This is a genomic window from Bradyrhizobium commune, from assembly GCF_015624505.1.
In the GTDB taxonomy this organism is placed as follows: domain Bacteria; phylum Pseudomonadota; class Alphaproteobacteria; order Rhizobiales; family Xanthobacteraceae; genus Bradyrhizobium; species Bradyrhizobium commune.
This window is the reverse complement of sequence record NZ_CP061379.1, coordinates 768,309-794,796: the sequence shown is the minus strand read 5'-3', so window position 1 is coordinate 794,796 and position 26,488 is coordinate 768,309. Positions and strand designations below refer to the sequence as shown.

24 protein-coding genes and 1 pseudogene are annotated in these 26,488 nt (G+C 61.6%); 14 read left to right on the top strand and 11 right to left on the bottom strand.

What is annotated here, in order from left to right; translation table 11 throughout:
• Positions 1-103: 103 nt before the first annotated feature.
• Positions 104-1,897: a potassium/proton antiporter gene (locus tag IC761_RS03750; RefSeq protein WP_195801958.1), complete on the bottom strand. Its 1,794-nt coding sequence runs from the start codon at positions 1,895-1,897 to the stop codon at positions 104-106.
• Between the two features lie 205 nt (positions 1,898-2,102).
• Here IC761_RS03750 and IC761_RS03745 point away from each other — a divergent pair, with 205 nt between their 5' ends.
• Together IC761_RS03745 and map are read left to right on the top strand one after the other, a co-directional pair.
• On the top strand, positions 2,103-3,419 hold the full coding sequence (locus IC761_RS03745; protein ID WP_195801957.1) for a mechanosensitive ion channel family protein: 1,317 nt from the start codon (positions 2,103-2,105) through the stop codon (positions 3,417-3,419).
• Positions 3,420-3,538: 119 nt separating this feature from the next.
• Positions 3,539-4,357 carry a type I methionyl aminopeptidase gene (map, locus tag IC761_RS03740; protein ID WP_195801956.1) on the top strand — a complete coding sequence of 273 codons (819 nt, stop codon included), beginning with the start codon at positions 3,539-3,541 and terminating at the stop codon, positions 4,355-4,357.
• Between the two features lie 49 nt (positions 4,358-4,406).
• On the opposite strand, the gene IC761_RS03735 is transcribed toward map, so the two are convergent.
• On the bottom strand, positions 4,407-5,834 hold the full coding sequence (locus IC761_RS03735) for an outer membrane protein (RefSeq protein WP_195801955.1): 1,428 nt from the start codon (positions 5,832-5,834) through the stop codon (positions 4,407-4,409).
• Between the two features lie 355 nt (positions 5,835-6,189).
• Here IC761_RS03735 and IC761_RS03730 point away from each other — a divergent pair, with 355 nt between their 5' ends.
• The gene (locus IC761_RS03730) at positions 6,190-7,158 is read left to right on the top strand and encodes an AraC family transcriptional regulator (RefSeq protein ID WP_195801954.1); all 969 of its coding nucleotides are present in this window, start codon (positions 6,190-6,192) and stop codon (positions 7,156-7,158) included.
• A gap of 116 nt (positions 7,159-7,274) precedes the next feature.
• Here IC761_RS03730 and IC761_RS03725 read toward each other — a convergent pair whose 3' ends face one another.
• Positions 7,275-7,715, bottom strand: a complete 441-nt coding sequence (locus IC761_RS03725; RefSeq protein WP_195801953.1) for an antibiotic biosynthesis monooxygenase family protein — start codon at positions 7,713-7,715, stop codon at positions 7,275-7,277.
• Positions 7,716-7,942: 227 nt separating this feature from the next.
• Between IC761_RS03725 and IC761_RS03720 the strand changes: the two genes are divergently transcribed.
• The 5 genes and pseudogenes from IC761_RS03720 to IC761_RS35780 form a co-directional block, all read left to right on the top strand.
• Positions 7,943-9,598 carry an ATP-binding protein gene (locus IC761_RS03720; protein ID WP_195801952.1) on the top strand — a complete coding sequence of 552 codons (1,656 nt, stop codon included), beginning with the start codon at positions 7,943-7,945 and terminating at the stop codon, positions 9,596-9,598.
• A gap of 113 nt (positions 9,599-9,711) precedes the next feature.
• Positions 9,712-10,584 (top strand): intradiol ring-cleavage dioxygenase, encoded by an 873-nt coding sequence (locus tag IC761_RS03715; RefSeq protein WP_195801951.1) that lies wholly within the window; start codon positions 9,712-9,714, stop codon positions 10,582-10,584.
• Positions 10,585-10,641: 57 nt separating this feature from the next.
• The gene (gene radC, locus IC761_RS03710) at positions 10,642-11,355 is read left to right on the top strand and encodes a RadC family protein (RefSeq protein WP_195801950.1); all 714 of its coding nucleotides are present in this window, start codon (positions 10,642-10,644) and stop codon (positions 11,353-11,355) included.
• Positions 11,356-11,469: 114 nt separating this feature from the next.
• Complete coding sequence (locus IC761_RS03705) at positions 11,470-15,468, top strand: alpha/beta fold hydrolase (protein ID WP_195801949.1); 3,999 nt, start codon at positions 11,470-11,472, stop codon at positions 15,466-15,468.
• A gap of 52 nt (positions 15,469-15,520) precedes the next feature.
• A pseudogene (locus tag IC761_RS35780) lies at positions 15,521-15,628 on the top strand (JAB domain-containing protein); the annotation flags it as partial.
• 131 nt (positions 15,629-15,759) lie between these two features.
• Here the strand turns inward: IC761_RS35780 and IC761_RS03695 are convergent.
• Positions 15,760-16,101, bottom strand: coding sequence for an EthD family reductase (locus tag IC761_RS03695; protein WP_195801947.1), 342 nt, complete (start codon positions 16,099-16,101; stop codon positions 15,760-15,762).
• Between the two features lie 317 nt (positions 16,102-16,418).
• Here IC761_RS03695 and IC761_RS03690 point away from each other — a divergent pair, with 317 nt between their 5' ends.
• Both IC761_RS03690 and IC761_RS36055 read left to right on the top strand, forming a co-directional pair.
• Entirely contained in the window at positions 16,419-17,192 is a 774-nt protein-coding gene (locus tag IC761_RS03690) for an IclR family transcriptional regulator domain-containing protein (protein ID WP_195801946.1), read from the top strand.
• Positions 17,193-17,338: 146 nt separating this feature from the next.
• The gene (locus IC761_RS36055; protein WP_283814486.1) at positions 17,339-17,464 is read left to right on the top strand and encodes a hypothetical protein; all 126 of its coding nucleotides are present in this window, start codon (positions 17,339-17,341) and stop codon (positions 17,462-17,464) included.
• Positions 17,465-17,554: 90 nt separating this feature from the next.
• On the opposite strand, the gene IC761_RS03685 is transcribed toward IC761_RS36055, so the two are convergent.
• A complete protein-coding gene (locus IC761_RS03685; protein ID WP_195801945.1) occupies positions 17,555-18,373 on the bottom strand; it encodes an SDR family oxidoreductase in 819 nt (272 codons plus the stop codon).
• A 95-nt stretch (positions 18,374-18,468) separates the two neighbouring features.
• On the opposite strand from IC761_RS03685, the gene IC761_RS03680 reads away from it, so the two are divergent.
• Positions 18,469-19,398, top strand: coding sequence for an AraC family transcriptional regulator (locus IC761_RS03680; protein WP_195801944.1), 930 nt, complete (start codon positions 18,469-18,471; stop codon positions 19,396-19,398).
• A 40-nt stretch (positions 19,399-19,438) separates the two neighbouring features.
• On the opposite strand, the gene IC761_RS03675 is transcribed toward IC761_RS03680, so the two are convergent.
• Complete coding sequence (locus tag IC761_RS03675; RefSeq protein ID WP_195801943.1) at positions 19,439-19,744, bottom strand: YMGG-like glycine zipper-containing protein; 306 nt, start codon at positions 19,742-19,744, stop codon at positions 19,439-19,441.
• 49 nt (positions 19,745-19,793) lie between these two features.
• On the opposite strand from IC761_RS03675, the gene IC761_RS03670 reads away from it, so the two are divergent.
• Positions 19,794-19,973 (top strand): hypothetical protein, encoded by a 180-nt coding sequence (locus tag IC761_RS03670; protein ID WP_210338514.1) that lies wholly within the window; start codon positions 19,794-19,796, stop codon positions 19,971-19,973.
• 309 nt (positions 19,974-20,282) lie between these two features.
• Entirely contained in the window at positions 20,283-21,017 is a 735-nt protein-coding gene (locus IC761_RS03665) for a hypothetical protein (protein WP_195801942.1), read from the top strand.
• 25 nt (positions 21,018-21,042) lie between these two features.
• Here IC761_RS03665 and IC761_RS03660 read toward each other — a convergent pair whose 3' ends face one another.
• The 5 genes from IC761_RS03660 to IC761_RS03640 all read right to left on the bottom strand — a co-directional run bounded on the left by IC761_RS03660 (position 21,043) and on the right by IC761_RS03640 (position 25,480).
• Complete coding sequence (locus IC761_RS03660; RefSeq protein WP_195801941.1) at positions 21,043-21,735, bottom strand: AprI/Inh family metalloprotease inhibitor; 693 nt, start codon at positions 21,733-21,735, stop codon at positions 21,043-21,045.
• Entirely contained in the window at positions 21,735-22,724 is a 990-nt protein-coding gene (locus IC761_RS03655; RefSeq protein WP_195801940.1) for a 2-hydroxyacid dehydrogenase, read from the bottom strand. Before IC761_RS03655 ends, IC761_RS03660 begins: the two co-directional genes overlap by 1 nt.
• Positions 22,724-23,542 carry an ABC transporter permease gene (locus tag IC761_RS03650; protein ID WP_195801939.1) on the bottom strand — a complete coding sequence of 273 codons (819 nt, stop codon included), beginning with the start codon at positions 23,540-23,542 and terminating at the stop codon, positions 22,724-22,726. The genes IC761_RS03655 and IC761_RS03650 overlap by 1 nt, the downstream gene beginning before the upstream one ends.
• Positions 23,539-24,354, bottom strand: coding sequence for an ABC transporter ATP-binding protein (locus IC761_RS03645; RefSeq protein WP_195801938.1), 816 nt, complete (start codon positions 24,352-24,354; stop codon positions 23,539-23,541). The genes IC761_RS03650 and IC761_RS03645 overlap by 4 nt, the downstream gene beginning before the upstream one ends.
• A gap of 103 nt (positions 24,355-24,457) precedes the next feature.
• Entirely contained in the window at positions 24,458-25,480 is a 1,023-nt protein-coding gene (locus tag IC761_RS03640; RefSeq protein ID WP_195801937.1) for an ABC transporter substrate-binding protein, read from the bottom strand.
• 139 nt (positions 25,481-25,619) lie between these two features.
• Between IC761_RS03640 and IC761_RS03635 the strand changes: the two genes are divergently transcribed.
• Complete coding sequence (locus IC761_RS03635) at positions 25,620-26,426, top strand: creatininase family protein (RefSeq protein ID WP_195801936.1); 807 nt, start codon at positions 25,620-25,622, stop codon at positions 26,424-26,426.
• Positions 26,427-26,488: the final 62 nt, after the last annotated feature.

Here is a 26,488-nt window from a genome sequence, read left to right as displayed (position 1 = left end):
GCAAGAATAACTACCAGCCTTCGCCAAACGTCGCCCTGTGGTTATGGGTCCCGGCCTTCGCCGGGACGACCCAAGAGAGTGTTGTCCGCTATCACCACGAGTTCTAAACCCCCGCCACCGACGTCCAGATCTCCGCGAGCTTCTTCCGCAGCGCCTGGCGTCGCGTCGGCGGTGCGGGCGTCTCCTCGTCTTCCGGCAGGCGGAGGCCGACGACGTTGACGCGGCCGCCGGAAATGCTGCGCGCGACCAGGACGATCTCACCCAGAGCAAGTTCGGCACCCTCTTTCGGCGCGCGGTCGAGATGGACGTCGAAATAGTCGGCCAGGGTCAGCTTGCTCTCGTCGTCACTCACCTTCACGCCGTAGATCTCGGCGAGCTCGGCCAGCGTGTGCTCGCCGGAGACCATGAAGTCGCCGAGCAGATGCGGATCGGGCGCCGTGCTCGGCTGCATGTCGACGAAGAAGCGGTCGAGCGCCTCGGCCTTTTCCGGCGGCGCCAGCAGATAGATGTAGTCGCCGGGCGCGATCGGGTCGGCTTCCACAGGCGTAAGGATGTTCTCGTTGCGGATCACCAGCGTCGGCTTCGACCAGGACGGGATCAGGCCGCGGCGGAAATACAGGCTCTTCGGCCGCACGGAATAGCCGACCAGCTGCTGCTCGAGCTGGCCGGGCAGATCGAGCTCGACGCGGCGCGGGCCGCGCTCGGCCCGCGGCAGCGCGACGTGCAGCTTGCGTGCGGCGGGCGCCAGCGTCCAGCCCTGCAGCAGGAGCGAGATGATGACGACGACGAAGGCGACGTCGAAATAGAGATAGGCCTTCGACAACCCGACCAGCATCGGGATCGACGCCAGGAAGATCGCGACCGCGCCGCGCAAGCCGGTCCAGGCGATGAAGATCTTTTCGCGCCAGTTGAAGCGGAATGGCGCCAGGCAGACGAACACCGCGAGCGGACGGGCGACCAGCATCAGCACGAAGGCGACGCCGACCGCCGGCAACACGCTGGTGCCGAGCCGGCTCGGCGAAACCAATAAGCCGAGCAGGACGAACATCACGATCTGCGCCAGCCAGGTCGCCGCATCCAGGAAGGCGACGACGGAATTATGCGCGCGCGTCGGCCGGTTGCCGATGATGATGCCGGCGAGATAGACCGCGAGGAAGCCGGAGGCGTGCAGGATCTGCGAGCCGCCGAAGATCACGAGCGCCGCGGTGGTGACGAATGGCGCGTGCAGGCCCTGCGGCAGCGCCACCTGATTGAGCCCAATGACGACGAGGCGTCCGCCGATCACGCCGACGATCGCGCCGAGCACGGCCTCCTGGATGAACTCCATCACCACATGGCCGGGCGAGCTCGAGCCGAGCGAGATGTATTCGACCAGCATCAAGGTGAGGAAGATCGCGAAGGGATCGTTGGTGCCGGATTCCGCCTCCAGCGTCGCGCCGACGCGCGGGCGCAGGCGCAGGCCCTGGGTGTGCACCAGCAGGAACACCGCAGCCGCATCGGTCGAGGCCACCACGGCGCCGACCAGGAGCGACTCCGTCCAGTTGAGATCGAGGGCGTATTTCGCAAACGGCGCCGTGATCAGCGCGGTCAGCAGCACGCCGACGGTCGCGAGCACCACGGACGGCGCGAGCACGGTGCGGATGCTGGCAAAGCGCGTGCGCAGGCCGCCGTCGAACAGGATCAGGGCCAGCGCGACCGAGCCGACCAGATAGGTGGTGCGGACGTCGTCGAACTGGAGCTGCCCGGGGCCGGCATCGCCGGCCAGCATGCCGATCGCCAGGAAGACGAGCAGCAGCGGCGCGCCGAAGCGCAACGCAAGCAGGCTCGACAGGATGCCGGCCATCACCAGGACGGCGCCGAGCAAAATGGCAATGCTGACGGAGTCGAGAGAGGCCATCCACCTTCCGGCTACAAATCGCTAGAATGGCATCCTTATCGTCGCCACAGTTCCGCGCCAACCCATTTTCTCCCGCTCGCGGCAATCTGCCCGCATTTTGCGGCCTTAACGCGCTTCACATGCCGGTGTAACGATGGTCCGGCGCTCCCCGTTGTGGGATTCTGCCGCGCGCCCTCGAATCAAATCCCTCGCGACGAGACCCCCCATGGACATGGACCTCAAAGACTTCATGGAGTTCGTGCAGACCACGGCGCGCAGCGTCGGGGCGGAAATCTCCTCGCCCTGGTTCTACCTGCAATTTGGTCTCATTCTGGCTGCGGCCGGGATCGCCTATGCGGCGGAGACCGGTGTTCGCAGCCGCGTCGACCCGAATTCGCTGGCGAAGGATTGGCCGATGCCTCTTCGCCATTTCGCCCGCGCGATGGTCGCAAGCGCGTCGACGGCGGTGTTCACGCTGCTCGTGATCATCTCGCGTATCGTGATGTATCACGCGACCTGGCCGAGCCGCTCCTATCTGTTGATGGTCGCCGCCAAGCTGGGGCTGGCCTGGCTGGCGATCCGGCTCGTGACCTCGGTGCTGCGCAACGCTTTCATCGTCAAGCTGGTGTCGGTGACCGCGTGGTTCGTCGCCGCGCTGTCGATCATCGGCCAGCTCGATACGACGGTCGACCTGCTCGACTCCTATGCGATCGTGCTCGGCGGGCTGCGGCTGACGCCGCTGCTGGTCATCAAGGCCGGTGCGCTGCTGCTCATTGCACTCTGGCTCACCAACATCGCCAGCAATTTTGCCGAGAGCAAGATCAACTCGGCGACCGATTTGACGCCGTCGATCCAGGTGCTGCTGGTCAAGATCATCCGCATCGGGCTTTTGGTCATCGCGGTCGTGATCGCGCTCGGCGCGGTCGGCATCGACCTGTCGGCGCTTGCGGTGTTCTCCGGCGCGGTCGGCGTCGGCATCGGTATCGGCCTCCAGAAAATCGTCGCGAACTTCATCTCGGGCATCATCCTGCTCGCCGACAAATCGGTGAAGCCGGGCGATCTCGTCACCATCGGCGACAACACCGGGCGCATCAGCGCGATGAAGACGCGCTATATTTCGGTTGCCGCCGGCGACGGCCGCGAGTTCCTGGTGCCGAACGAGGATCTGGTGACCCAGAAGGTCGTCAACTGGACCTATACCGACAAGAACACGCTGGTGAAGATCGCCTTTGGCACCAATTACGACGCCGACCCGAAACTGGTCTGCAAGCTCGCCGCCGAAACCGCTTCCGCCCATCCCCGCGCCCAGAAGGGCAAGCCGCCGAACAGCATCCTGACCGAGTTCGCGGAGGCCGGGATGAAGTTCTCGCTGACCTTCTGGATTGCGGACCCCGACGGCATGGACAATGTCAAAAGCGACGTGATGCTGGCGCTGTGGGACGCCTTCAAGCGCGAGGGCATCCGGGTTCCCTACCCCGTCCGCGAAATCCGCGTCCGCGGCGGCGCGCTACCGGTCGAAACCACCGTAGAAGTCCCGAATTGAGCCGGCTTTCGGGCGCATGGCGGGTAGGCTAAGCTTGCACGCAGGCCCGCAATCATTAAATTGGTCCTGAAATCAAGCCTTTCCGCCAACATCGAGACATCCCAGAAGATAGCGCCCGCATGAGCTACGTCGAAGCCACCGATACCTCCCTGCGCAAGACCGGACAGATCAAGCTGCATGGCCCGAGCGCCTTTGCCGGCATGCGCAAGGCGGGCGCGCTGGTGGCGAAGTGCCTCGACGAGCTCACCGACATCATCGGGCCCGGCGTGCCGACCGAGCGCATCGACGAGTTCGTCCGCGAGTTCGCCTTCAGCCATGGCGCCTATCCGGCGACGCTGATGTATCGCGGCTACCGCTACTCGACCTGCACCTCGCTCAACCACGTGGTCTGCCACGGCATGCCCGGCGACCGTCCGCTCAAGGAAGGCGACATCGTCAACATCGACGTCACCTTCATCGTCGACGGCTGGTACGGCGATTCCAGCCGGATGTATGCGGTCGGCGCGATCGCTCGCAAGGCCGAGCGGCTGATCGAGGTGACGTATGAAGCGATGATGCGCGGCATCGCCGCGGTAAAACCCGGCGCCACCACCGGCGACATCGGCCACGCCATCCAGAGCTTCGTCGAGCCGCAGGGCATGAGCGTGGTGCGCGATTTCTGCGGCCATGGCCTGGGGCGCATGTTCCACGACGAGCCGAACATCATCCATATCGGCCGGCCCGGCGAGGGCGTTCAGCTCAAGCCCGGCATGTTCTTCACCATCGAGCCGATGATCAATCTCGGCAAGCCGCACGTGAAGATTCTCTCCGACGGCTGGACCGCGGTGACCCGCGACCGCTCGCTGTCGGCGCAGTTCGAGCACTCGGTCGGCGTCACCGCCACCGGCGTCGAGATCTTTACGCTGTCGGAGCGGCACGGCGAGAAGCAGATCGGCTAAGCATCCAAATGCGCGATGACGTCGGGATCCAACGTCATCGCGACGTGCGTCAATCGAACCGATAGTTCAGGCCGACCCTAGCCACCTGCTCGTGCACGCTCGTTGAGTCCGTGATGGTTCTGGTAAAGCCGAGCCCCATGTCATGGACGAAGCTGACCGACTGGCTGCCGAGATCGACATAGAGATATTCCACCTTCGCCGACCATGCTCCGCCGAGCTTCATCTCGCTACCGCCACCGACAGTCCAGCCGGACTTCACGCCCGACTGAGTGACGGTCGTGGAGAAGTCCGGTCCCACGAAACTGTTATTGTAGTAGCTGACCCGCAGATTGGCTTGCCCATAGGCGAAGCCGCCAGTCGCGTATAGCAACGTTGTCGGCGTGCTCCAGCCGAGCCGGCCGCGCACGGTCCCGAACCACGGCAGGCTCTGATCCATCTTCAAATAGATCAGCGAGGAGAACGGACCCGCCTCGCTGCAACTGAGACAGTTGTACGACGATTTTTGCGAGCTCGCCTGAATGTCGGCCTCGAGGCCTGCCACCCAGCTGCCGAATTGCCTATCGATACCGACCTGACCGCCGCCGATCCAGCCGGAAGGGTCGAGATTGAAGCTCTCGTTCATCGGAGCGAGCCCGACCATCAGATCGGAGGTCGGATTCCGCGCCACCGCATAACCGGTGTTGAGACCGATATGCACCCCGGCCCAGGACGACACGACCGGCGCGGGCGGCGGCATCGCCGCATAGGCATTGCTGCGATCGGACGGCCGGTAGTTCAGGCCAACACGAAACACGTGGTCGCGGATATTGCTCGAGACTGTTTCTGGAACGACAAAAAAACCATAGATGTAGGAATTGGTGATGCTGCCGAGATCGACATAGAGATATTCGGCCTTGACGCTCCAGCCATGCGCGATCCCCGTCTCCATGCCGACGCCGGCGGTCCAGCCGGTGTTGACCTGACCAACGCGGAATGTCTGCGTTGGATTGGCCGTCTCGGATCGCGTAACCGTGTTTTCGACCCGGCCGTAGGCCAAGCCGCCCGTCAGATAGAACAGCGCGGGGCCCTGGGCCCAGCCCAGCCGGCCGCGAACAGTGCCGAACCAAGACAGGCTCTCGTCGATCTGGGAGGCGGCGTTGAAGCCAGGAAAGTTGATGAGACAGCGCGAGACGCAAACCGAATCGCGCTGCGCGCTTCCTTGAAAATCCGCCTCCGCACCGACGACCACATGTCCGGATTGCCAATTATAGCCGGCCTGGACACCGCCCAGAACGCCCTGCGGCCCGATCGAAAAATTGCTGGTGCTGCCGAAGAGCACATCGTTGCTCGATGTGGGATCCCGTCCGAGACCATAACCGGCGTTGACGCCGACAAAGAAGCCGCTCCAGTCGTAGAGCGGACCGACGGCAGGGGCTTTGACCGGAAGGCTCGCCGCCATATCGGCCGCCCCCGCCGGCGCGGCCAACGCTGCAATCATCAATACGGCAGCCACAGTAAAATATCTCAAACCAAACACGTCTTCCTCCAAGCCCCGATGCGCGGAGCGCGCGCACGCGCCAATTCACGATCGCAAGGCTAGTGGAGGCTGCGACGTTCTGTCGTCGCGTTTGACGAAGCGCGCATTTCGTTTCGCGCAAACCGGAGCAGATGGCGGGCGATAGTCCGTGGCTGCGGTGTTGCTGCAACACGGGCGATTGCGACATCAATCGCGACAGAGTTGGCTTTTCGCGCAAATGACGCTTTTTGCGCAAAAGACGTCGCGTTTTGCGAATGGCCTGCGGTTCCCGATTCTCATATAGTGCACGGCACGAACCACGGGGGTCGGGCAACGAATGCAGACGATCAGATTCGATTCGAACGACCTGCCGGGCCACGAAGCCTTGCGCAGGGAGCAATGGGTCGATCTGCTGTCGTCAGGCTATGTGCGCCTGCGGGCCGACGCGCGATCCGATCTTCCCTTCGACGGCCAGCTCCGGATCATGCAACTCGGGCATACCGCGGTCGGGCGCATTTCCGGCACCGTTGAGACGATCGCACGGACCAGAACGGAGATTGCCGCCGAGAATACCGACAATGTCGTGCTTCTGATGAACAGGAGCAGGGAATGCATGCTGGTCGAACAGAAAGGCGTCCGCGTCACCTGCACGACGAACTCAGCGGTCCTGATCGAGCAGTGCGAGGCGTCCGCGATCGAGATCGGCAGACGCGATATTTGCGACTTCGTGGCCCTTCAATTGCCGCGGCAGGAGCTGCGCAAACGCAGACACGGCGGGACGGCATGCTTCATGACGCTGATCCCTGGCTCGGCATCGTTGCTGGCCCTGACGAACACCTATGTCGATGCGCTGCTCGCGCACCACGATCCCGACGCCGCCGACACGTCGTGGTTCGCGGCCGACCATGTCGCCGACCTGATCGCCGCGACCGTTGCGTCGCAAGGATATTGCCCCGGTGAAGCTCCAAGCCTGCGCGCAGCGCGGCTTCAGGCGATGCTCGCCGAAATCGACCGCCATTTCATGAAGCCGGGCTTCTCGCTGAAGACGCTGGCGCGTCGCTTTGCGGTGTCGCCGCGCCAGGTGCAGGTGCTGCTCGCCGAAGCCGGGACCTCGTTCACGGACGAAATGCTCCGCCGTCGTCTGGCGCAGGCCCACGAGATGCTGCGATCGCAACGTTATGCCCATTTGAGCGTGATCGAGATCGCCCATAGTTGCGGCTTTTCGACCGTCTCGCATTTTCACCGCATCTTCCGTCGGAATTTTGCCGCGACGCCTGGAGACGTGCGCGACCTCGCCGATTCCTGAGCAGCGTGGCGCGCACCCGGTCAGCAGGTGCCGGCGGCAAGACGGTCGAGGGCCAGTTGGGCGGTCTCGCGAACCGCCCCCTGGGACATCGGGGTCGAGGTGCGCCCCGCCCAAGATCAGGCGTGATTGACCTCGACGACCTCGCACAGGATCGTCTCAGCCTTCGACAGCGCGGCAAGGCTCTGGATGTACGGCGCAAATCTCGGATCCTTGCGGAAATTCTCGATGTCGCCTGCGCTTGCCCATTGCGAGTAGTTGATCGCACGCTTGCCCTCCTTGCTGGCGTGGACGCTGGACGAGATGAATCCGGGCTGCTTGCTGAAAAACGACTCGGTGCCCTCCTTCAACAGCTGCACCAGCTTTTGCTGGTTGTCCGGATCGACCGTGAAGACGTTGACGAGGGTCACGATGTCACTGCCGGGGCGAATGGTCGCCTCCGTTTTCGAACTCCTGTTCTGGCTGTAGGACGGAACCGCTTGTGCGGCGAGCAAGACGCCGGCGCCCAGGCCGGTGGCCACGACGGCACGACGCGATGAGGCAGGCTTGGTCCGAGACATCGATGTTCTCCTTTTGCGGAAGCACGGCCCGCCACGCGGCGGGCCAACGACGGAGAGACGAACGAGACCGGGGCATGAAGACAGCCGGCGCCAGTTTTTTTCACCACCTCCTTTGCCGCGCCCGGCCGCGGCATCGCGATCGACTGCCCGCTCTGGAACACGCAAAAGTTGTCTGATAGGGAAACGTCGGCGCCGGAGGCAGCCGGCGCGCTGGAGGTCCGCGGGACATGTGGTTCAAGGTTGAGCAGGAACGTTCGTCGACGGGCCAGAAATACGCGGTTCGCTGCAATTCGGAGATCGCCGGCAAGCCGGTGATCGAGGAGCGGCTGGTCAAGGGGGTGACCGAGGCCCGCAAGACCGCCGAGATCCTCGCATCCTCGCTCAACGTGACGGCCACAGTCTATGGCACCGACGCGGACGGCGAGTTTGTTTACGGCGTCTATGAAGTCAGCGAAGGGGCCGCCGTTGCCAGCGATCCGCTGATCAAGAAGCTCTACGCCGAATCCGCCGCGGCATCGTTGACGCTCCGGGACCAGTTGCTCGCCGAGATACCGGAAGACACCATCAAGGGCTTTGCGACCATGTCGGCCGCCCTTGGCTACATCGTGGCCCAGCACAAGCAGATCAAACGTTCGGCGACGCCGCAGATCGGCTATTCGACCCTGTTCCGCATCTTCTGCGGCGGCAAGGACCCGAGCACGCTCTCGCTTTCGACCGACGATGCCACGATCGCGATCCTGACCCGGAAGCTGGCCGACATTCCCGGCTGGATGTGGTTGAGCGAGCTTCCCGGCCTCGGCTCGGCCGAGCGCAACGCCGTGATCCCGGCCTGGCGCCCCAACAAGGTCACACTCACCATCGACGGCGAGTTGCAGGTGATACGTCCACGCAGCGTCTTCCGCGGCACGGTCCCGGAAACCGGCGCGCAGTTCATGCTTGTCGTTCAGATGGCCGAGCGCCGTTCCTACGGCCAGAATCCGCTGGACAGCGTCGGATTGATCTATCGCGAGCAGGACGAGGCGGCCGTTGTCTCGCTGGTTCGCCAATTGCTGCGCGAATCGACCCCGTTCAAAGGCAGGGTGGTGCTCATCAACCGCGACCTGCGCACCGTCCGCTCGCGCATGTCGGATCGCTCCTGGGCCGATATCGTCCCGCACGAGCATGCCCGGCGCGAGCTCGATTTCATCGCCGCGTCGATCCGCAACCGCGACATGTTGAAGGCCGAAGGCCTCAGCATCCGGCGCGGACTGCTGCTGTCGGGCCCGCCCGGCGACGGAAAATCGACGGCGATCGAGTGCTTCGTCAACGACGTCGCCGGTGAGGCCACAATTCTGATCGTCGAGGCGGTCGAACACATCCGCGCAGTCTACCATCTGGCGCAGACGCTGGCTCCGGCCGTCGTCATTCTCGAAGATCTCGATCTCATGACCAAGAGCAGGCAGAATCCCTATGCGGGCACGAACAAGGACGACGTCACCGGTGAGCTGCTTCAGGTTCTGTCCGGCGGCTCGGCCTATGACGACATCATCACGATCGCCACGACCAACCATCCCGAGGCCATCGACGAAGCGCTCGCAAAACGAGCCGGGCGTTTCGATGCGCATATCCGCATGGGCTATCCCAGCGACGAGGACAAGCTGCGCATTCTCGAGCTGTATCTCGACCGCTTCGGCGTCAACGACGAATTGACGCGACGCCGGCTGCGACAGACCCTGACCCGCGATTTTGGCCGCCTGCACCTCGTTCCCGCTCATATCGAGGAATTCGTGAAGGCGGGCATCAAGCGGGCGCGCCTGGCACGCCGGCCGCCCGAATATCTGGATTTCGAGCCGGGCATCGAGGCGACCAAGTCTATCGCGACGCAGAAGCCCGCGACGGCCTGAGCGATTGCGACACGATCGGAAACAGATCGACCGACCATCGTCACCTTCGCGGCCCGATCTTGCCATGCTGCTTGCCGATGACGATGTCTCTTCGGACAGGCAGGAGAGACAAAGTGAGCACGTCGACGCGCCGCGGCTTCCTTGGGTTCGTTTCGGTCAGCGCTGCGGGTCTGCTGCAAACCCGCGCAGAGGCGGCTTCCGAGCCTGCGGCAACTGCAAGCGAGCCTGCCTGCATCCTGACGCCGCAGGCGGAGGAAGGGCCGTTCTATTCCGACCCAAAGCTCGTCCGGTCCGACGTCGCCGAGGGCAAGGCGGGCGTGCCGCTGACCCTGCGACTGCGCGTGATCGAGGCAGGCACGTGCACGGCGATCCATGGCGCGCGGGTCGATATCTGGCATTGCGACGCCAAGGGGCTTTACTCGGCGTTCGCCGGCCAGGGCGACGCGCACAATATCGATGCGACCAGCAACACATTTCTGCGCGGCACGCAGACGACCGACGATTCCGGCTGGGTCACCTTCAACACCATCTATCCCGGCTGGTACGACGGCCGCACCACGCACATCCATTTCAAGGTGTTTTTGAGCGATCGCAACGTGCTGACCGGACAGACCTTCCTGCCCGACGCGCTGAACGAGTTCATCTACACCAACGTGCCCGATTACGGCGACCGCGCGCGCCAGCGCATGGTGATCAACGCCAACGATCACGTCATCGAACGCTCCGACCCCGAGCATCGCGCCTTCTGTGCAGTGAAGGAGGAGCGCGACCGCTATGTCGCGACCCTGACGCTCGGCGTCGACCGCCGCGCCAACGCCACCGTCGGGCGTGTCGGCCCGCCGCCACCTCCGCCGGGCCTGCGCAGCGGTCCGCCGACTGGCATGCCCCCTGGCCCGCCGCCCGGAGGCATGGGCGGGCCGATGTTCGGCCGTCAGATCAAGGACCGGCTGGCGGCGCTGGTGCCGGGGTTGAAGCGCTCGCAGTGAGCGACGCCTCAATTGGCGGTTGCAATGGCGGCGCCCGGCGGCGATGCTGCGCGCGCAATGCCAGCCAAGACGGACCACGACAAGACTGGGCCTGAGGACACGCCGCACTATCTCGGCCATCGCGAGCGGCTGCGCGAGCGCTTCTACAGCGCCGGCGCGGATGCGCTCAGCGACTATGAGCTGCTGGAGATGGCGCTGTTTCCGGCGCTGCCCCGGCGCGACACCAAGCCGCTGGCGAAAACGCTGATCAAGACGTTCGGCTCGTTCGCCGAGGTCGTCCATGCGCCGGTGGTGCGGCTGCGCGAGATCGACGGCGTCGGCGAAGCCGCCATCAACCAGCTCAAGCTGATCGCGGCGGCCGCACAGCGCGTCGCCAAGGGCGAGGTCAACGGCCGCAACGCGCTGTCGTCCTGGAACGAGGTAATCGACTATTGCCGCACCAGCATGGCGTTTGCCGACAAGGAGCAGTTTCGGCTGCTCTTCCTCGACAAGCGCAACCAGCTGATCGCCGACGAGGTGCAGCAGACCGGCACCGTCGACCACACGCCGGTCTATCCGCGCGAGGTGGTCAAGCGCGCGCTGGAGCTATCGGCGACCGCGCTCATCCTGGTTCACAACCACCCCTCAGGCGATCCCTCGCCCTCGCAGGCCGACATCCAGATGACCAAGGCCATCATCGACATCGCAAAACCACTCGGCATTGCCGTGCACGATCACATCATCGTCGGCAAGAGCGGACACGCGAGCCTGCGCGGGATGCGGCTGATTTAGGGTGCTTTGCGGTTCCCATAGGACCTGCCCCCTGCCGGTGGAAGATCGGCAGAGAATGGCCCATTCGCGCTCGGCGCAACCTCTCCTTGCCTTCTAACCATAGGTTGCGTCACAATGGTCAACACGACGCGACGGCTCCCTATCGGCGCCCAAATTGCAGCGGGCGGCCCCGGGGTATGCGGAGAACATGTCGCATGGCGTCGCTACTGGTTAGTTCTCATTTCGATTGAATTCTTAGTGACGGAATTTTGCACGATGGAAACCCAATGGATTAGTAGGACCTCACCTGTCACAATATTTGTCTTCGTGCATGGGATTAATTCATCAAGCGATTCTTGCTGGCTAAATAAAAAGACACGAACGTACTGGCCGTCGATGGTCGCCGAAGAAAGTCGGCTCGGCCATCCCTCCGTCTTTGTATCGGGCTATCCAGCAGGTCCTGCGGCAGGCAAGTTCGATGTGTACGACGCCGCACAGCATGTGATGCTAGGTCTACGGGATGCTGGAAATCCGAATCCGCCGCTCGACAGGTCGAAGATAGTCTTCGTCTGTCACAGCCAGGGAGGCATTGTCGTCCGCCAGCTTCTCCTGTCGGAAAAGGACGTCTTCAAGGATAAACAGGTCGGTGTTATTCTCTGCGGGTCTCCAAGTTGGGGATCGATTTGGGCCAATCTCGCCGCTCCCATCGCATGGGCTTTAAGGTACCAACAGCTCAGCGCACTAGCTTGGGGAGGAACAGGCCTGGTGAGGCTTGATCGTGACTTTAGAAGGTTCATCGCCGAGCAGAAAGGATTTCAGCTAACTGGAGTGAGCCTCGTAGAGACACGAGGAATCATACCGTTCTTTCCCACGATCGTTTCAGAAGCATCCGCGACTCGATATTGGCCCGAGTGGTACCGAATATACGATGCGTCACATAGCAGTATTGTTAAGCCTTCCAACCTGTCCGACGAGAGTCACAGAAGATTAGTAGATTGGGCCATCAAACACCAACTCGCCGCACCAAGTCCTCTAAAAGCCACGACAGGGGTATCTCCCCCCTCTCCCGTGAAGTCAACCAGAACGAGGGCAACTGATGAGGATTTTCGGGAACAGATATCTCGGCAATTTGTTGGCCGAGTTCGCTACCGACAAGAAATCAGTGAGCTCATACAACGCTTACGCGCCGGCCGCAGTGGCGTCTATTGGGTTCACGGCATGGGCGGCATGGGCAAAAGTTTTTTCCTTCGACGCGCTATGCTCGACATACCTGATGGTATCGAGAACCACTTAATCGACTGGGACGACCGAACGAACCGCCATCGAGCACCACTGACCGATCAACCGCGCACGGTCGTTGACGTACTCGACGCTATTGCGCACGCATTCGTCAGCGCATTCAGCGCGGATGGGTTCGAGGCATATCATGCAGCGAGCACCGCGGTCCGAACTCAGGAGGCACGACGCGCAAAGCTCGAACGTCGCTTCGATGTTACGGTCGAGCGCCTGATCTCGTTGATGCTGGCGCAACCGTCTGATGCCTATCCCGTAATGCCAGCTCAACAGTCCGATCACCTCAGAACAGAGGACGAACTGTTGCGTGACCAAGAATGCGAGTTACTACTGAGCCTGCTAAATGAACAGCCCCTTGTACGGAAGGTACTCGTACAGCTGCGGTCAATCAGGCGAAGCCAAGAAGAACACTTCGATCTGACGGCGTGGGACGGAACGCTATCGCGCTGGATTAGGGGCTTGGATTTCAGCGAGCCCCCGGCAGTCTCAGACCCTAGCAACTACCTGATCGATCACCTTGTCGCGGCAGTAGTGCCTACATTGGAGCGCAAAGAGATCGTTCTCTTCCTCGACACGCTCGAAGTCCTCTCCTGGCGATTGGACTGGAACCTGCTTCGATTGTTCGACCAACTATTCAACCATGGCGCACGTTTGCTTGTAGTTGTTGCGAGCCGCTTCGAGCCCGACCATCGATCGCCTCACCGCGCGTTCTCGGGATGGACCGAGACGTTGAGGGATCGGCTTAAACCCGAGCAATTTGCAAGCAACGTCAGGTTCACGCGTTCCGACGTTTGGGAGATGCTAGAGAAGTTACCGACGGCCGCACAAATGACCCCTCAGATGGCCGATCAGATCATCGCTGCTACTCTTGGAGTACCAATGGCCGTCGCCCTAATCTTGGCCATGCTGGACGATCCGGCCGACTTGCCTTCACTGCTCACTGATTTGGGTACTCCAGAACCTTTGTTAAGCAAAAGCCAATTGGCGCAGCATATCATTGGAAGGGTTGCTGCGCGATTCTTGCTTCACCTCGAGCGACGACAAGGCGACGATGTTGCTCTACGTGATGTCATTTTCCTAACCTTGACAGATGGTGGCTATGTTGAGCAACTCCAAGAACTCTGGTGGGGCGGCAAGCAAGAGCGCAGGAATCGGCTGATTGAGCTCGGACAACAAATAGAGTTCATTGATGGCGGAAGTGTGCAGCCCGAACCCGCGATGTTTTTCCGCGAAGCTTGGCGGCAGCAACCTCATACGCTTCTCGCATCGGTTCTCGAACGATCGACTGATCTCTTGCTTCGCAAAAAGGACGAGGCATTAAAATCCGTAGTGAGTCTTTACGCCTGGCTCACCACCTATGCTTCACTTCTAGTTTGGCGCGACCCAGACGGAGCTTTTGAAGCGAGACTGCAAGCTGCAATACTTCATCTAGCCGACCCCTCCGTCAGACGAATTCGGTTTGGAGACGAAGGACGCGGCTCACTTCTGGAGTGGCATCGCTCAGAGGACCAATCACGTTTACCGCTAAACGCTGTTGCCGAACTCGAACAGGCGCCAAGCGCATACTGGCTGGGGAGCAGTCCCAATGGGTTGTCCTTGTTACGGCATGCTAACGTAGAAAAATGGCCTCCGGCCATACAAGCATGCTGGAGTCTGGTAATCGGAATCGAGGCAGCAGCGGCTGACGATCTAAACCAGGGCGCCGACCTTGGAAGCGCCAAAAAAGAAATAAGGAGGGAGGAGCAACGATCGGCTTTGGCAAATCTCGAAAACGCCCTGTCCTATTTCATGGAAGACGTTCCAAACCGCGAGCAGGTGATATCGACGTATCTCAGATTAGCTGCGAGTTACAGCATCAATCAAGACCAGCAGGATGTTGCACAGAGGGCAATCGAGAACTTGCGTCGGTTTGGAGGTTTAGAAAATTCGCGAGCTGGTGCAGCCTGGTTGGACTATGGCAAACTGCTTCACAATCTTAGGATGTATTCAGAATCAAATGCAGCTTATGAAAGGGCAATCGAACTCGATCCGGATCTAGTGGAAGGAAAATTATTCATAGCGCACAACTTATATCACGAAGGAAAATGGCAAGAACAGTTGCGACTTCTCGAAGAGGTCGTACAGCTGCATCCAGATTTCGATTGGGCATGGAATACGCTAATCGACGCAATCCAACATATGCCAGTCGATAAAGAGAAGAGGAGATCTATTCTCCGCAAAGCAGTCTTGGCTAACAGCCGCAATTTGGACGCACTACTAAAATACGGCTATTTCCTCCTTACGCAGCTTCCGAATCGCGAGCGATCTGCCCGAGTCATTCTCGCGAGAGTGCACAACCAATCCTTCTTACTTGCACAAGAGCAGAGAAACGAGTGCACTTTTTGGCTAATAGCTATTGAGGCGCAATTTGGCAATGCTGACCGCGCCCGGGAGTTGCAGGCGGAATTGATGGGCAGCGTCACACTTGCCGATGACCTTAATCACCTAGCTTGGGACTCCTTTCTCTACAGCGCCAATCTCGATTTGGGCTTGCGGCTCATTGATCGGGCGTTGTCTATGGAGCCCAACTCGCATTTCTTCCTAAATACTAGGCTCGCCCTCCTGTGTCGCATGCAACGCCATGACGAACTTGTCGGTGCGCTAGCGCGATGGATTGATACCGTTCCGCCGGGGCACCTAAGACAGAGCTGGGGACAGCACCGCGAAACTTTTACTATGCTAGCCAAATCGAGCGCGCGATCAGCGCTCGTCAACGTGCTGCGAACCTCAAGCGATTCGGACTATGGTCTTCTCGCGAATCTTATTGAGCACGGGTCGGCTATTCCAGAAGTACTATCGTAAATCATGCCTGCACAATGAACCACGACGACATATTTCGTCGATCTTCAAACTTAGCAAGGCCATCATCGAGATCGCAAAACCGCTCGGCATTGCCGTGCACGATCACATCATCGTCGGCAAGAGCGGACACGCGAGCTTAAGGGGAATGCGGCTGATCTGAGGATGCCCGGTCGGTCGCCAGTTTGACCGCCATCACCAGGCGACCCGGCGCTGATTGATGACGACGAGTTTGTCACGACTGCTTTTGGTCGATACCACGCGCCCGGGTGCGTCAGACTCGATCCGGTGCGTTCAACGATCCGACCGCTCGACGACGACCTCGCTGAACTGGAGCACCGGCGCGATGTCGGTGTAGTTGGGGATGTCGCCCAGGATCTCGGCGCCATGCTTCTGCATGGCGGCCTGGAAGCTTTCGGCCGAATCACAGATGAAGGCGCACATTGCCACGTAGGCGGGCGGTGCACCGGTGAGCGATGCACCGGGCGCTCTGCCGGCCAGGCCTTTTTCGACGGTGTAGTAGGCGCAGGCACTGCCCAGCCTGGCCTTCACCAACGGCATGTGCCGGTCGCGGTAGTAGGCGTGGTCGAAGCGCGCGCCTTCGGTGTACGGGTACATCACGTTGATCTTGATCATGCGGTTCTCCTTGTCATCATTGTCGTCGTCGCCCGGGAATTCTCGTGACCGCCGACGATGTCTCGCGGATCGCAAACATGTAGAGACAACCGATCAGGGGACCTGCAGCGAGCACGGCAAAGGCCATCAGAGACGTCGTTTTTTCAGGCTTTGCTTTTTGCCGCTCGCGAACATCGTCCCCGCAAGAATCAGATTTCATTGGTTCGCTATACGAACTATGTGTTATTTAGCGAACCTACAGTTACGAGATCTACCTTGTCAATGTCGGTTGTGATCGATCTGCACATTTCGTATGAGGGCGCGACAAGGACTTATGAATGGACAATCCAACGCCGGAAGGCCGAGATAAAGAACAGCTATCCTCTTTCATCAGAGGTCTGGCAGTTATCGAGATTTTCTCGGAACGGCGGAGGCGGCTCTCTATCACCGAGGTCGCGGAGGCGGTCTCCACGACAAAGGCGACTGCCCGGCGGGTCCTGCGCAGCCTGGTGGCGTCAGGCTACGCCGATTTTGACGGGCATACCTTCGATCTCACACCGCGTGTCCTGCGGCTGGGATATGCCTATCTGTCGTCGCAAACGATTGTTCAGCTCGCGGAGCCTGTTCTGCGCGAGCTCAGGTCGAAATCGGGACTGTCAGCTTTGATGTCGGTGCTCGACGGCGAAGAAATCGTGATCGTCGCCAGAGCTCCGGCCGATCAGTTGGTGACGATCCGTTCAGAAATCGGAAACCGCCTGCCGGCCTTTTGCACTTCAATGGGCCGCGCAATTCTGAGTGGCCTGCCGGACGCCGAAATGGTGCGGATTATACGCAGCAAGCGCACCAAGCCGCTCACGCCGAAAACCGAAACGGACCCCAAGCGCCTCATAGCTGTGGTGAAGGAGATCCAACGCAGTGGATACAGCCTTGTCGATCAGGAGATCGAGAACGGCTTGGTCTCAATGGCCATGCCCGTTCGCAATGCACGGGTTGGTCGTCGCTATGCGGTGTGCGTGAGTGCCCACACATCGCAAATGAGCGCCAAAGACATGCGAAGCAAAGTCCTCAATTATCTACGTGAGGCCGTCCGTACACTCGATACCGCCGGTTGACCCCACCGATCGAAATCCTGAATTGAAGTGTCGCCCGGGGTGAAAGCCGCTCGGGATTGCCGTGCACGATCACATCATCGTCGGCAGAAACGGGCATGCGAGGGATGCGGCTGATTTAAGTCTGCGAATCACGTAGCAGAAACAGCATGAGCGATTGGCTGCACAATTTGCCCGTGCTGATCGACGCGCATGACCGCCCCTTTACCGGCCAGATATCGATCTCCCCGGAGCCGCTGCGCCAGGTCATGCCGGAGGAGCCGATCAAGGGTTGAGCAGCAACGCTTTGCTTCCGCATTCCTGAAACGGGCCGCATCGTCGCCGGAACACTGCGCGTCCGGCGAGCGACGACGAGCGTTCGAGGACTACTGCCGCGGCACTGCATAGGCCCCGCGTTTCGACGCCAGGAAATCATCTTCGCTCAATCCGGCACGCATCTTCGCGCTGGCGACCGAGTCGGGTCCGGCCGGATAACGGAGGGTTGCACCGGTATCGTTCGCCGCCCGAAACACCGCATTGGCGACGTCTTCGAGAGATGTTGTGGCCTCGGGGAGATTGCTCATCCGGGCGTCCAGCAGCGGCTGGTAAGGTGCCGGAAACGAGTTCGCATCGTTGAACGCCATCATGCTCGTTCGGAACTTCGTGTCCGGTCCGTAGCCAGGCTCCACCAACTTCACGTGGATGCCGAACGGCGCGAGCTCATAATGAAGCGCCTCCGAGAAGCCCTCGACAGCTGTTTTGGTGGCGGTATACACGGAGACCAGTGGCGAGGGATTGAAGACGACGCTGGATGTCACGTTGACGATGGTGCCCGAACCGCGCTGACGCATATGCGGCACGATGGCATGGACCATTGCGATGGTGCCAAGCGTGTTGGTTTCAAACAAGCGGCGGGTCAGCTCATCCGAGGTCGTTTCGAGCGGCAAGAAAGCTCCGAAGCCGGCATTGTTGACGAGGACATCGACGCCGTCGAAAGCATTGACCGCCTCGCTGACAGCCATCCGAATGCTCCGCGCATCGGTCACGTCGAGCGCGGCCACGCGCAGATTATTCGAGCTTGCGGCGAAGAGGCCGTCTTGAGGCTGGCGCATTGTCGCAATGACGTTCCACCCGTTGGCGAGGAAAAGTTGTGCGGTCGCCTTGCCGAAACCCGACGAGCTACCAGTGATCAGAACCGTTTTCATGCGTTGCCATCCTCGTGAGACTGGGATGGAAACTAGCTATCCGCGGCAGGACTTCCTATAATTGTGCGTCCGCATTTCTTTGGAGATCGTACGGAATGGATCCGCTGTCTTCCCTTGTCGCGTTGATGCGGCCTCAAACCGTTGTATCAAAACTGGTGAGTGGCTCGGGCTGCTGGGCCGCCCGCTATGCCCGCTCCGGCATCCCCGGCTTTGGTGTCGTGGTGACCGGCAAATGCCATTTCCGGGCTGACGGTTGCGAGCCTGTCGAACTGAGCGAAGGGGATTTCACGCTATTGCCGACCGGCCCGGGCTTCGTGATCGCAAGCGATCCCGATGTCGAACCTGATGATATGCAGGCTTGTCCGGCGGCCGCGATTCTCGCGGAGACCCAGCTCGGTCCCAAGACCGGCACGCCCGATTTCCGGCTCCTCGGCGGGTATTTTCGGTTCGGCGCACCCAACTCGGAAATGCTGACGCAGATCCTGCCAGCACTGATTCATGTCAAATGCGCCGACAACACCGCGCGCCGGATTGCCGATACACTTGGCTCGCTGCGGGGCGAAGCGCTCGACCAGCGACCCGGACGCGACCTCATTATCCAGCGCTTGATCGAAGTCATGCTGATCGAGGCGTTGCGCTACAGATCCGAACAAGGCGATGCCTCGGCGCGCCCCGGTCTCCTTAACGGTCTGGCGGACGACCGGGTCGGGCGGGCACTGACAAGCCTTCACGCCGATGTTGCACGCCCCTGGAGCGTCGCATCGCTGGCAGAGGAGGCACACCTGTCACGGACAGCCTTTAGCGAGCGCTTCAGCCGTCTCGTCGGTATGCCTCCGATGACTTATCTCACCAAATGGAGGATGGCCGTTGCCAAGGATATCCTCCAGAGGAAGCGATTGCCGCAGGACGTCGTTGCCGCGACGGTCGGTTATCAATCCGCTAGCGCCTTCAACACGGCTTTCCGCAGAGAAGTAGGGCAGGCTCCGGGCGAATATATTCGGGCCAACTTGGTGCTTACCGCCTAGGGGCGAGGCCGTCCGATGCCGGCGTCAATGCGACGGTCGCTCAGTAGCAGTATCGCGGATCGACCGGGACGTAGCGGCCGTCCGGGCGCTGCATGTAGCAGCCGCGCTGATACGCGTAATAACCCGAGCGGCGGCGCTCGCCTTCGGAAGCGATGGCGGCACCCGTGCCGGCACCGACGACCGCACCGATCGCGGCGCCACGGCCACCGCCGAGCGCACCACCCAGGATCGCTCCGCCGACACCGCCGATGATGGCGCCGCCGACAGCGTCCTGCGCCACCGCGTCATGGGCCGGGATCGCCATGGCCACGGTCAGGCATGCCGCAATTCCAAAACCTCGAAGCATTCCGAATCCTCCCTGTTCAGGCGCCCGTCATAGCGCCGGTTGAGATGTGATGCCAGCGCAATCCGGCCCTTGCAGCCTGACGCGCCATGGGGACGGCGGCCGCCTCGGTTCCTACAAATATCTCGACATGCACCAGGCGATCGGCGCGCCGTTGAAGACGTTTGAAAACGACGTTGCGCCGGCTCTTGCGGGGCAGCCGATGCCGACGCGGGTGACCGCAGCAGTTTGAGCTGGTACGCCACAGGCAGGCTGATGACGTGTCACTTGACAGCCAGCAGCGGCGCTACCTATAGTCGTTATACTTATTGCCACTACCAATATGATTTTCTGTTGCGGATTGCGGGCGGCGCTCGCCATGGGCCGGCTGAATTGGCCGACCTGAAGTGCAGAGCCATTGCGAATGGGCCCTGCGAATGGGCCCTGCGACGGCGCCGTTTTGGATTCCGACCGAAGCCAATCCACACCTACACATCCAGGCCTGCACATCCAGGCCTGCACAATCGAGCTTCATTTTAGAGCACACAATTTGGAGGATCGCATGGTCATCAGAGCCGCTGCATTCAATCAGGGACAGTTTCCAACGATCGCCTTCGTGAATATGTCCAGGACGCCTCTGGGCGTCGACCTGACCAAGCTGGTCGCAGCCCTGACCAAGCAGCTTCAACGCGACTTCGTTCCGATATGGGGATATCCGGCCAAGCTGTACGTCGCCAAGAAGGCCAGGCCCGGCGAGTGGCAGGTGGTCTTCCTCGACGATGCCGACGAAGCCGACGCGCTCGGCTATCACGATCTCACCAAGAACGGTCAGCCGGTCTCCAAGGTGTTCGTCAAGACCACGATCTCGGCCGGCGAGAAGGTCAGCACAACGGCGTCGCATGAGCTTCTGGAAATGCTGATCGATCCCGGTGCCCAGCTCTGGGCCCAGAGCGACGACGGCAAGTTCTACGCCTATGAGATGTGCGACGCGGTCGAGGAAGAAATCTATTCAATCGACGGAATCGAAGTCAGCGACTTCGTGCATCCGGCCTTCTTCGAGTCCTGGCACAAGCCCGGCGCAGTGCAGTTCGACCATCTCAAGAAGGTCAAGCGTCCCTTCCAGACCCTCAAGAACGGCTATCAGATCGTGAGCAACGGAAAATCCGCGCACGAGATCTACGGCTCACGCGCCAAGGAACGCCACTTCAAAAACGTCGAGGTGCGGACGATGCACCGGAGCGAGTATCGCAAGGACATGATGGCGATGTCCAAGGCGTCGCCGCGGGCGGCGGCATAGAAGCGACCTGCGCAAAGGCCGGCGCCTATTGACGCAACATGATCAGCGGATCGGCGGTGTCAGGGACGCGCCGCCATTGCGCGTTGTCGTCGGCCTCGAACTGCCAGACCTCGCCGGATTTGGACATCAGGATGATCTGGCCGCGCTCGAGCCGCCATTGCGTCGGGTTGAACTGGGCGATCGCGGCATCGCATTTCGGCTTGAGGAAGACCTGGAAATTGTCCTGCTCGGCTTCCGTGTTGGTCAGCGTCAATCCGCAGATCGGCTGGCCGTTGCCGCGCACCATGGCCCAGTCGCCGATCATCTGGTCCATCGACTTGGCCATCGAACGGGCGGCGGCGAGGTCTTGCAGGATGTAGACGCCCTCGCCCTGCCGCAGGCCCTCGAAAATGCCGGCCTCGACCTCGGTGAAGTCGATCACGGATTCCCCGGTCGCATCCTGCAAGCGGACGATGTCGAGGCCCTTGACGCTCCAGGCGACGATGTCCTTGGTGAAGGGTAGCGCGGTCTTGCAGGCCGGCTCCAGCTCGAGCTTGAAACCCTGCGCGGCGACATCGCCCTTCATCGTGACGACGCAGGTCTTGCTGCGTTCGGTGGTCGAGAGCTCCCACTGCCCGACCATCTCCTTCTTCAGGGTCGTCGCATCCTGCGCGAGCGCAGGAGTCATCGCGGCGGCACATGCCGCGATCAGCAGTGCGACGACCCGAAGCGTGGTCATCAGCGCCCCTTGAACGGCGTTTCCGCAACCGGCGTCAACGGCGCCTTGCCGGCAAACCAGGACTTGAGATTGTCGACCACGAGCTGGTCCATGGCGTTGCGCGTCACCACCGAGGCCGAACCGATATGCGGCAGCAGCACCACGTTCTGCATGGCCTTGAGCTCGTCCGGCACGTTGGGCTCGGCCGCGAACACGTCGAGGCCGGCGGCGAGAATGGTGCCGCTCTTCAAGGCCTGGACCAGCGCCTGCTCGTCGACGACAGAGCCGCGCGCCACGTTGATCAGCACGCCGCGCGGGCCGAGCGCCTTGAGCACTTCGGCGTTGACCATCTTGTTGGTCGAGGCGCCGCCCGGCACGATCACCATCAGCGTGTCCACCGCCTTCGCCATCTCGATCAGATCGGGATAGTGCTTGTAGGAGACGTCCTTAGACGGATTGCGCGAATGATAGACCACCGGCACCAGCGAGGCATCAAGCCGGCGCGCGATCGCCTGGCCGATCCGCCCCATGCCGACGATGCCGACCTTGCGGTCGCGCAGCGAGCCGACGCTCAAGGGATAGTTCTGCGTCTGCCAGAGACCGGAACGCACATAGCGGTCGGCCTTGACGAATTCGCGGACGGTGGAGATCAGCAGCCCCATCGCGACGTCGGCGACCTCCTCGGTCAGCACGTCCGGCGTGTTGGTGACGATGATGTTGTGCTCGGCCGCGTATTTAGCGTCGATGTGGTCGTAGCCGACGCCGAAGCTCGCCACCATCTCGATCCTCGGCAGTTGCGACAGCGAATCCTTGTCGGCGCGCACCGTGTGATAGGTCACCGCCACGCCGCGGATCTTGTCGCGGATCGCCGGCGTCAGCCGCTCGAGGTCACCGCGCGTCTCGGCCTTGTGGACGACGAAATGATCGGAGAAACCGTTTTCGAGGATCGGCCGCACCGGCCCATAGATCAGTACATCGATCTTGTCGGACGAAATCGAACCGGCGGTCATCAGTTGTCCTTTCCAAGCGCGCTTTCATGCCAGCGCCGTAAAACGAGGTGGGAAATTAGCGCCAGCACCCCATAGATGACAATCCCGGCCAGCGACAACAAAAGCAGCGCCGCGAACATGCGGGGTATGTTCAACCGGTAGCCGGATTCGGCGATCCTGTAGGCGAGCCCCGAGCCAGCACCGGCCGTTCCCGCTGCGATCTCCGCGACCACCGCGCCGATCAGCGAGAGCCCGCCGGCAATGCGCAGACCGCCGAGGATATAGGGCAGCGCCGCGGGCAGCTTCAGGAAACGCAGGGTCTGAGGCGGCGAGGCGCCATAGAGCCGGAACAGGCCGGCGAGGTTGCGGTCGACCGAATTCAGCCCGAGCGTGGTGTTTGAGAGCACCGGGAAGAAGGCAACGATGAAGGCGCAGACGACGACCGCGGTCTGCTGCTCCAGATAGATCAGGAGCAGTGGCGCGATGGCGATCACCGGTGTCACCTGAAGCACGACGGCATAGGGGAACAGCGAGTATTCGACCCATTTCGACTGGTTGAACAACAGCGCAAGCGCAATGCCGCCGAGGCTCGCCGCCACAAACCCTTCAAGCGTCGTCAGAAGCGTGGTGGCGAGCGATTGTGACAGCACGGCCCAGTCCCTGATCAGCGTCAGGACGATGGCCGAGGGCGCCGGCAACACGTAAGGCGGGATCTCCTTGACGCGGACGACGAGTTCCCAGGCGAGGAGCCCCAATGCGCATAGGATGACAGGCGCTACGAAACGCACTGCGCTTTGCGCACCGGACGGCCTGGTGGCGATGGGGGCTTGCGCGCTCACAGCGTCGACTGTCCCGAATAGGACGGCGCCAGCGCGGCCGACACACGCCGGCAATAATCGGAATAGGCGGCCGAGGTACGAAACTCCTCGCCGCGCGGCTCGACCGTCTCGATGCGGAGATCGGCCTGGATGCGGCCGGGTCGCGCCGTCATCACCACGACGCGCTGGGACAGATAGACGGATTCGAACACCGAATGGGTGACGAAGATGACGGTCTTGCGAAGGCCGCGCCACAGCGCGAGCAGGTCGTTGTTGAGGCGAAAGCGCGCGATCTCGTCGAGTGCCGCGAACGGCTCATCCATCAGGAGAATGTCGGGATCGGTGACGAGCGCGCGCGCCAGCGACACCCGCATCTTCATGCCACCGGACAATTCGCGCGGAAAGGCGTCGGCGAAATCGGCGAGGCCGACGCTGGACAGCGCCGCATCGGCGCGCGCGCATCCCTCTGCCTTGGGGATGCCACCAAGCTTGAGCGGCAGCCGCACGTTTTCGCGCACGCTGGTCCAGGGCATCAAGGTCGGCTCCTGGAACACGAAGCCGATACCATGGCCCGGCTGCACCGGCCCCTCGTGGCGCGCCACCCGCATCGTGCCGGACGACGGCGCGCTGAGGCCTGCGATCAGGCGCAGCGCCGTCGACTTGCCGCAGCCGGAGGGCCCGAGCAGCGAGATGAACTCGCCCTTGCGCACGGCGAGATCGAGCGGGCCGAGCGCCATGACGCCGTTGTCATAAGCCTTCGTCACACCGCGCAGGCTGACGGCAAGCGCCGTCAGGCCGGCCTCGACCGTGGACGAAGTTTTGCTCTCTACCATTGATCGTTGGTCGTTGCGGGGCACGGTCGAGCAACGTCTTTCACCTCTCCCCGACGGGGAGAGGTGGACGACGCCGCCACGTCTCGCTTCGATATTTGCATGGTTACGGCTTGGCGGGGCGCAGCTCGGCGCCGACGCCCTTGTTGACGAAGCGTAATGTGTAGGATTTGCGGAAGTCGAGATCGGGCTTGATGACGCCGGCCTTCACCATCTTGTTGAAGAAGGAGGTATAGCGATCGTCGCTCATCGCGCCGATGCCGTCCTTCAGGCTGTCGCCGGAATCGACGATGCCATATTGCTTCATCTTGGCGACGGAATAGGCCAGCAGCTCGTCGGTCATCTCCGGATTGAGCTTCTTGATCATGGCATTGCCGGCGGAATTGTCACCGTAGATGTAATTGTACCAGCCGACGATGGAGGCATCGACGAAGCGCTGCACGAGGTCGGCTCTCTTATCGACCAGGTCGCGGCGGGTCTCGATCAGGGTCGAATAGGTGTTGAAGCCGTTGTCGGCAAGCAGCAGCACGTTGGGCTTGAAGCCGGCAGCCTTCTCGACCGCGAAGGGCTCGGAGGTAACGTAGCCCTGCATCGCGCTCTTGGGATTGGCGATGAAGGGCTGCGGATTGAAATTATAGGGGCGGACGTTTTTCTCACTGAAGCCGTATTCGGACTTCAGCCACTGGAAATAGCTGGTCATACCTTCCTTGGAGACGAACAGCGTCAGCGGCTTCAATTCCTCGATCTTGGTGACCTTCGCGTCCGGCTGCGTCAGCATCACCTGCGGATCCTTCTGGAAGATCGCGGCGATCGTCACGACGGGGACGTTGTTGGAGACCGCGTCGAACGACATCAGCGTATTCGCGGCCATGAAGAAATCGATCTTGCCGGCGATCAGGAGCATCCGGTTGTTCTCGTTCGGGCCACCCGGAACGATGGTGACGTCGAGCCCGTATTTCTTGTAGGTGCCGTCGGCGACCGCCTGGAAGAAGCCGCCATGCTCGGCCTCGGCGACCCAATTGGTGCCGAACGTGACCTTGTCCAGCGTCTCGGCGCGCACCGGGACGCCCCAGACCAAAGCGGCCATGAAGCCCGCCGTTAACGCTCGTCGCAGATGGGAGGGGCTCATGAATGCACTCCGTCGATCATGGCTGGCCGATGTGAAAACAACGCGATAAAACCGCAAGAAGTTCGGGGACGCTGGCTGGCCGGGCCCGCGTCCCCTGATAACTCCAAACTACGTGACAAATTCGGGCAAAGAAACCTTGATGACGCCTTCCCGCGACTGGACCGAGATCCGCTGGGCTGACGCGAGCCCTGCGGACACGTCGCGCTGGATCGCGGTGCTGCCACTGGCGGCGACCGAGCAGCACGGCCCGCATCTGCCGCTCGAGACCGACGTGCTGATCGCAGACGCCTATCTGGCGCGCGTGCGCGCGCTTTTACCCGAGAGTGTTCCAGCCAGTTTCCTGCCTGTCGAGCGGATCGGGATTTCCACCGAGCATATCGACTATCCGGGCACGCAGACGCTGCCGAGCGAGGTCGCGCTGAGGAAGTGGACCGCGATCGGCGAGGACATCGCGAAACGCGGTGTGAAGAAGCTCGTCATCATCACCAGCCATGGCGGCAACAGCGCGGCGATGATGCTGGTCGCGCAGGATCTGCGCGCGCATCAAAAACTGTTCGTTGTGACGACGTCCTGGTCACGCCTGTCGGGGGCGGACAAGCTGTTCCCGGCCGATGAGGTGCGTCACGGCATCCACGGCGGCGCCGTCGAGACCTCGATCATGCTGGCGCGCTATCCCGATCAGGTGCGCGCAAATGCGATCGCGGATTTTCCTGCGAGCAGCATCGCAATGGAGGCACGATATCGCTGGCTGTCGACGCAGCGACCCGCGCCGTTCGCCTGGCAAGCGCAGGATCTCAACCCGAGCGGCGCCGTCGGCAATGCAACGCTGGCGATGGCCGGGAAGGGCGAAGAGTTGATCGACCAAGGCGCGCGCGCCTTCTGCGAGCTGCTGGCCGAGGTTGATAACTTCGACGTGAAGAGCCTCGCCAAGGGTCCCCTGGGCTAGATTTCATCTTCTTGGAATTGTTGAGAAAAGAGCCGGGCGTGACGACCGCTCCGGCCGCGTTC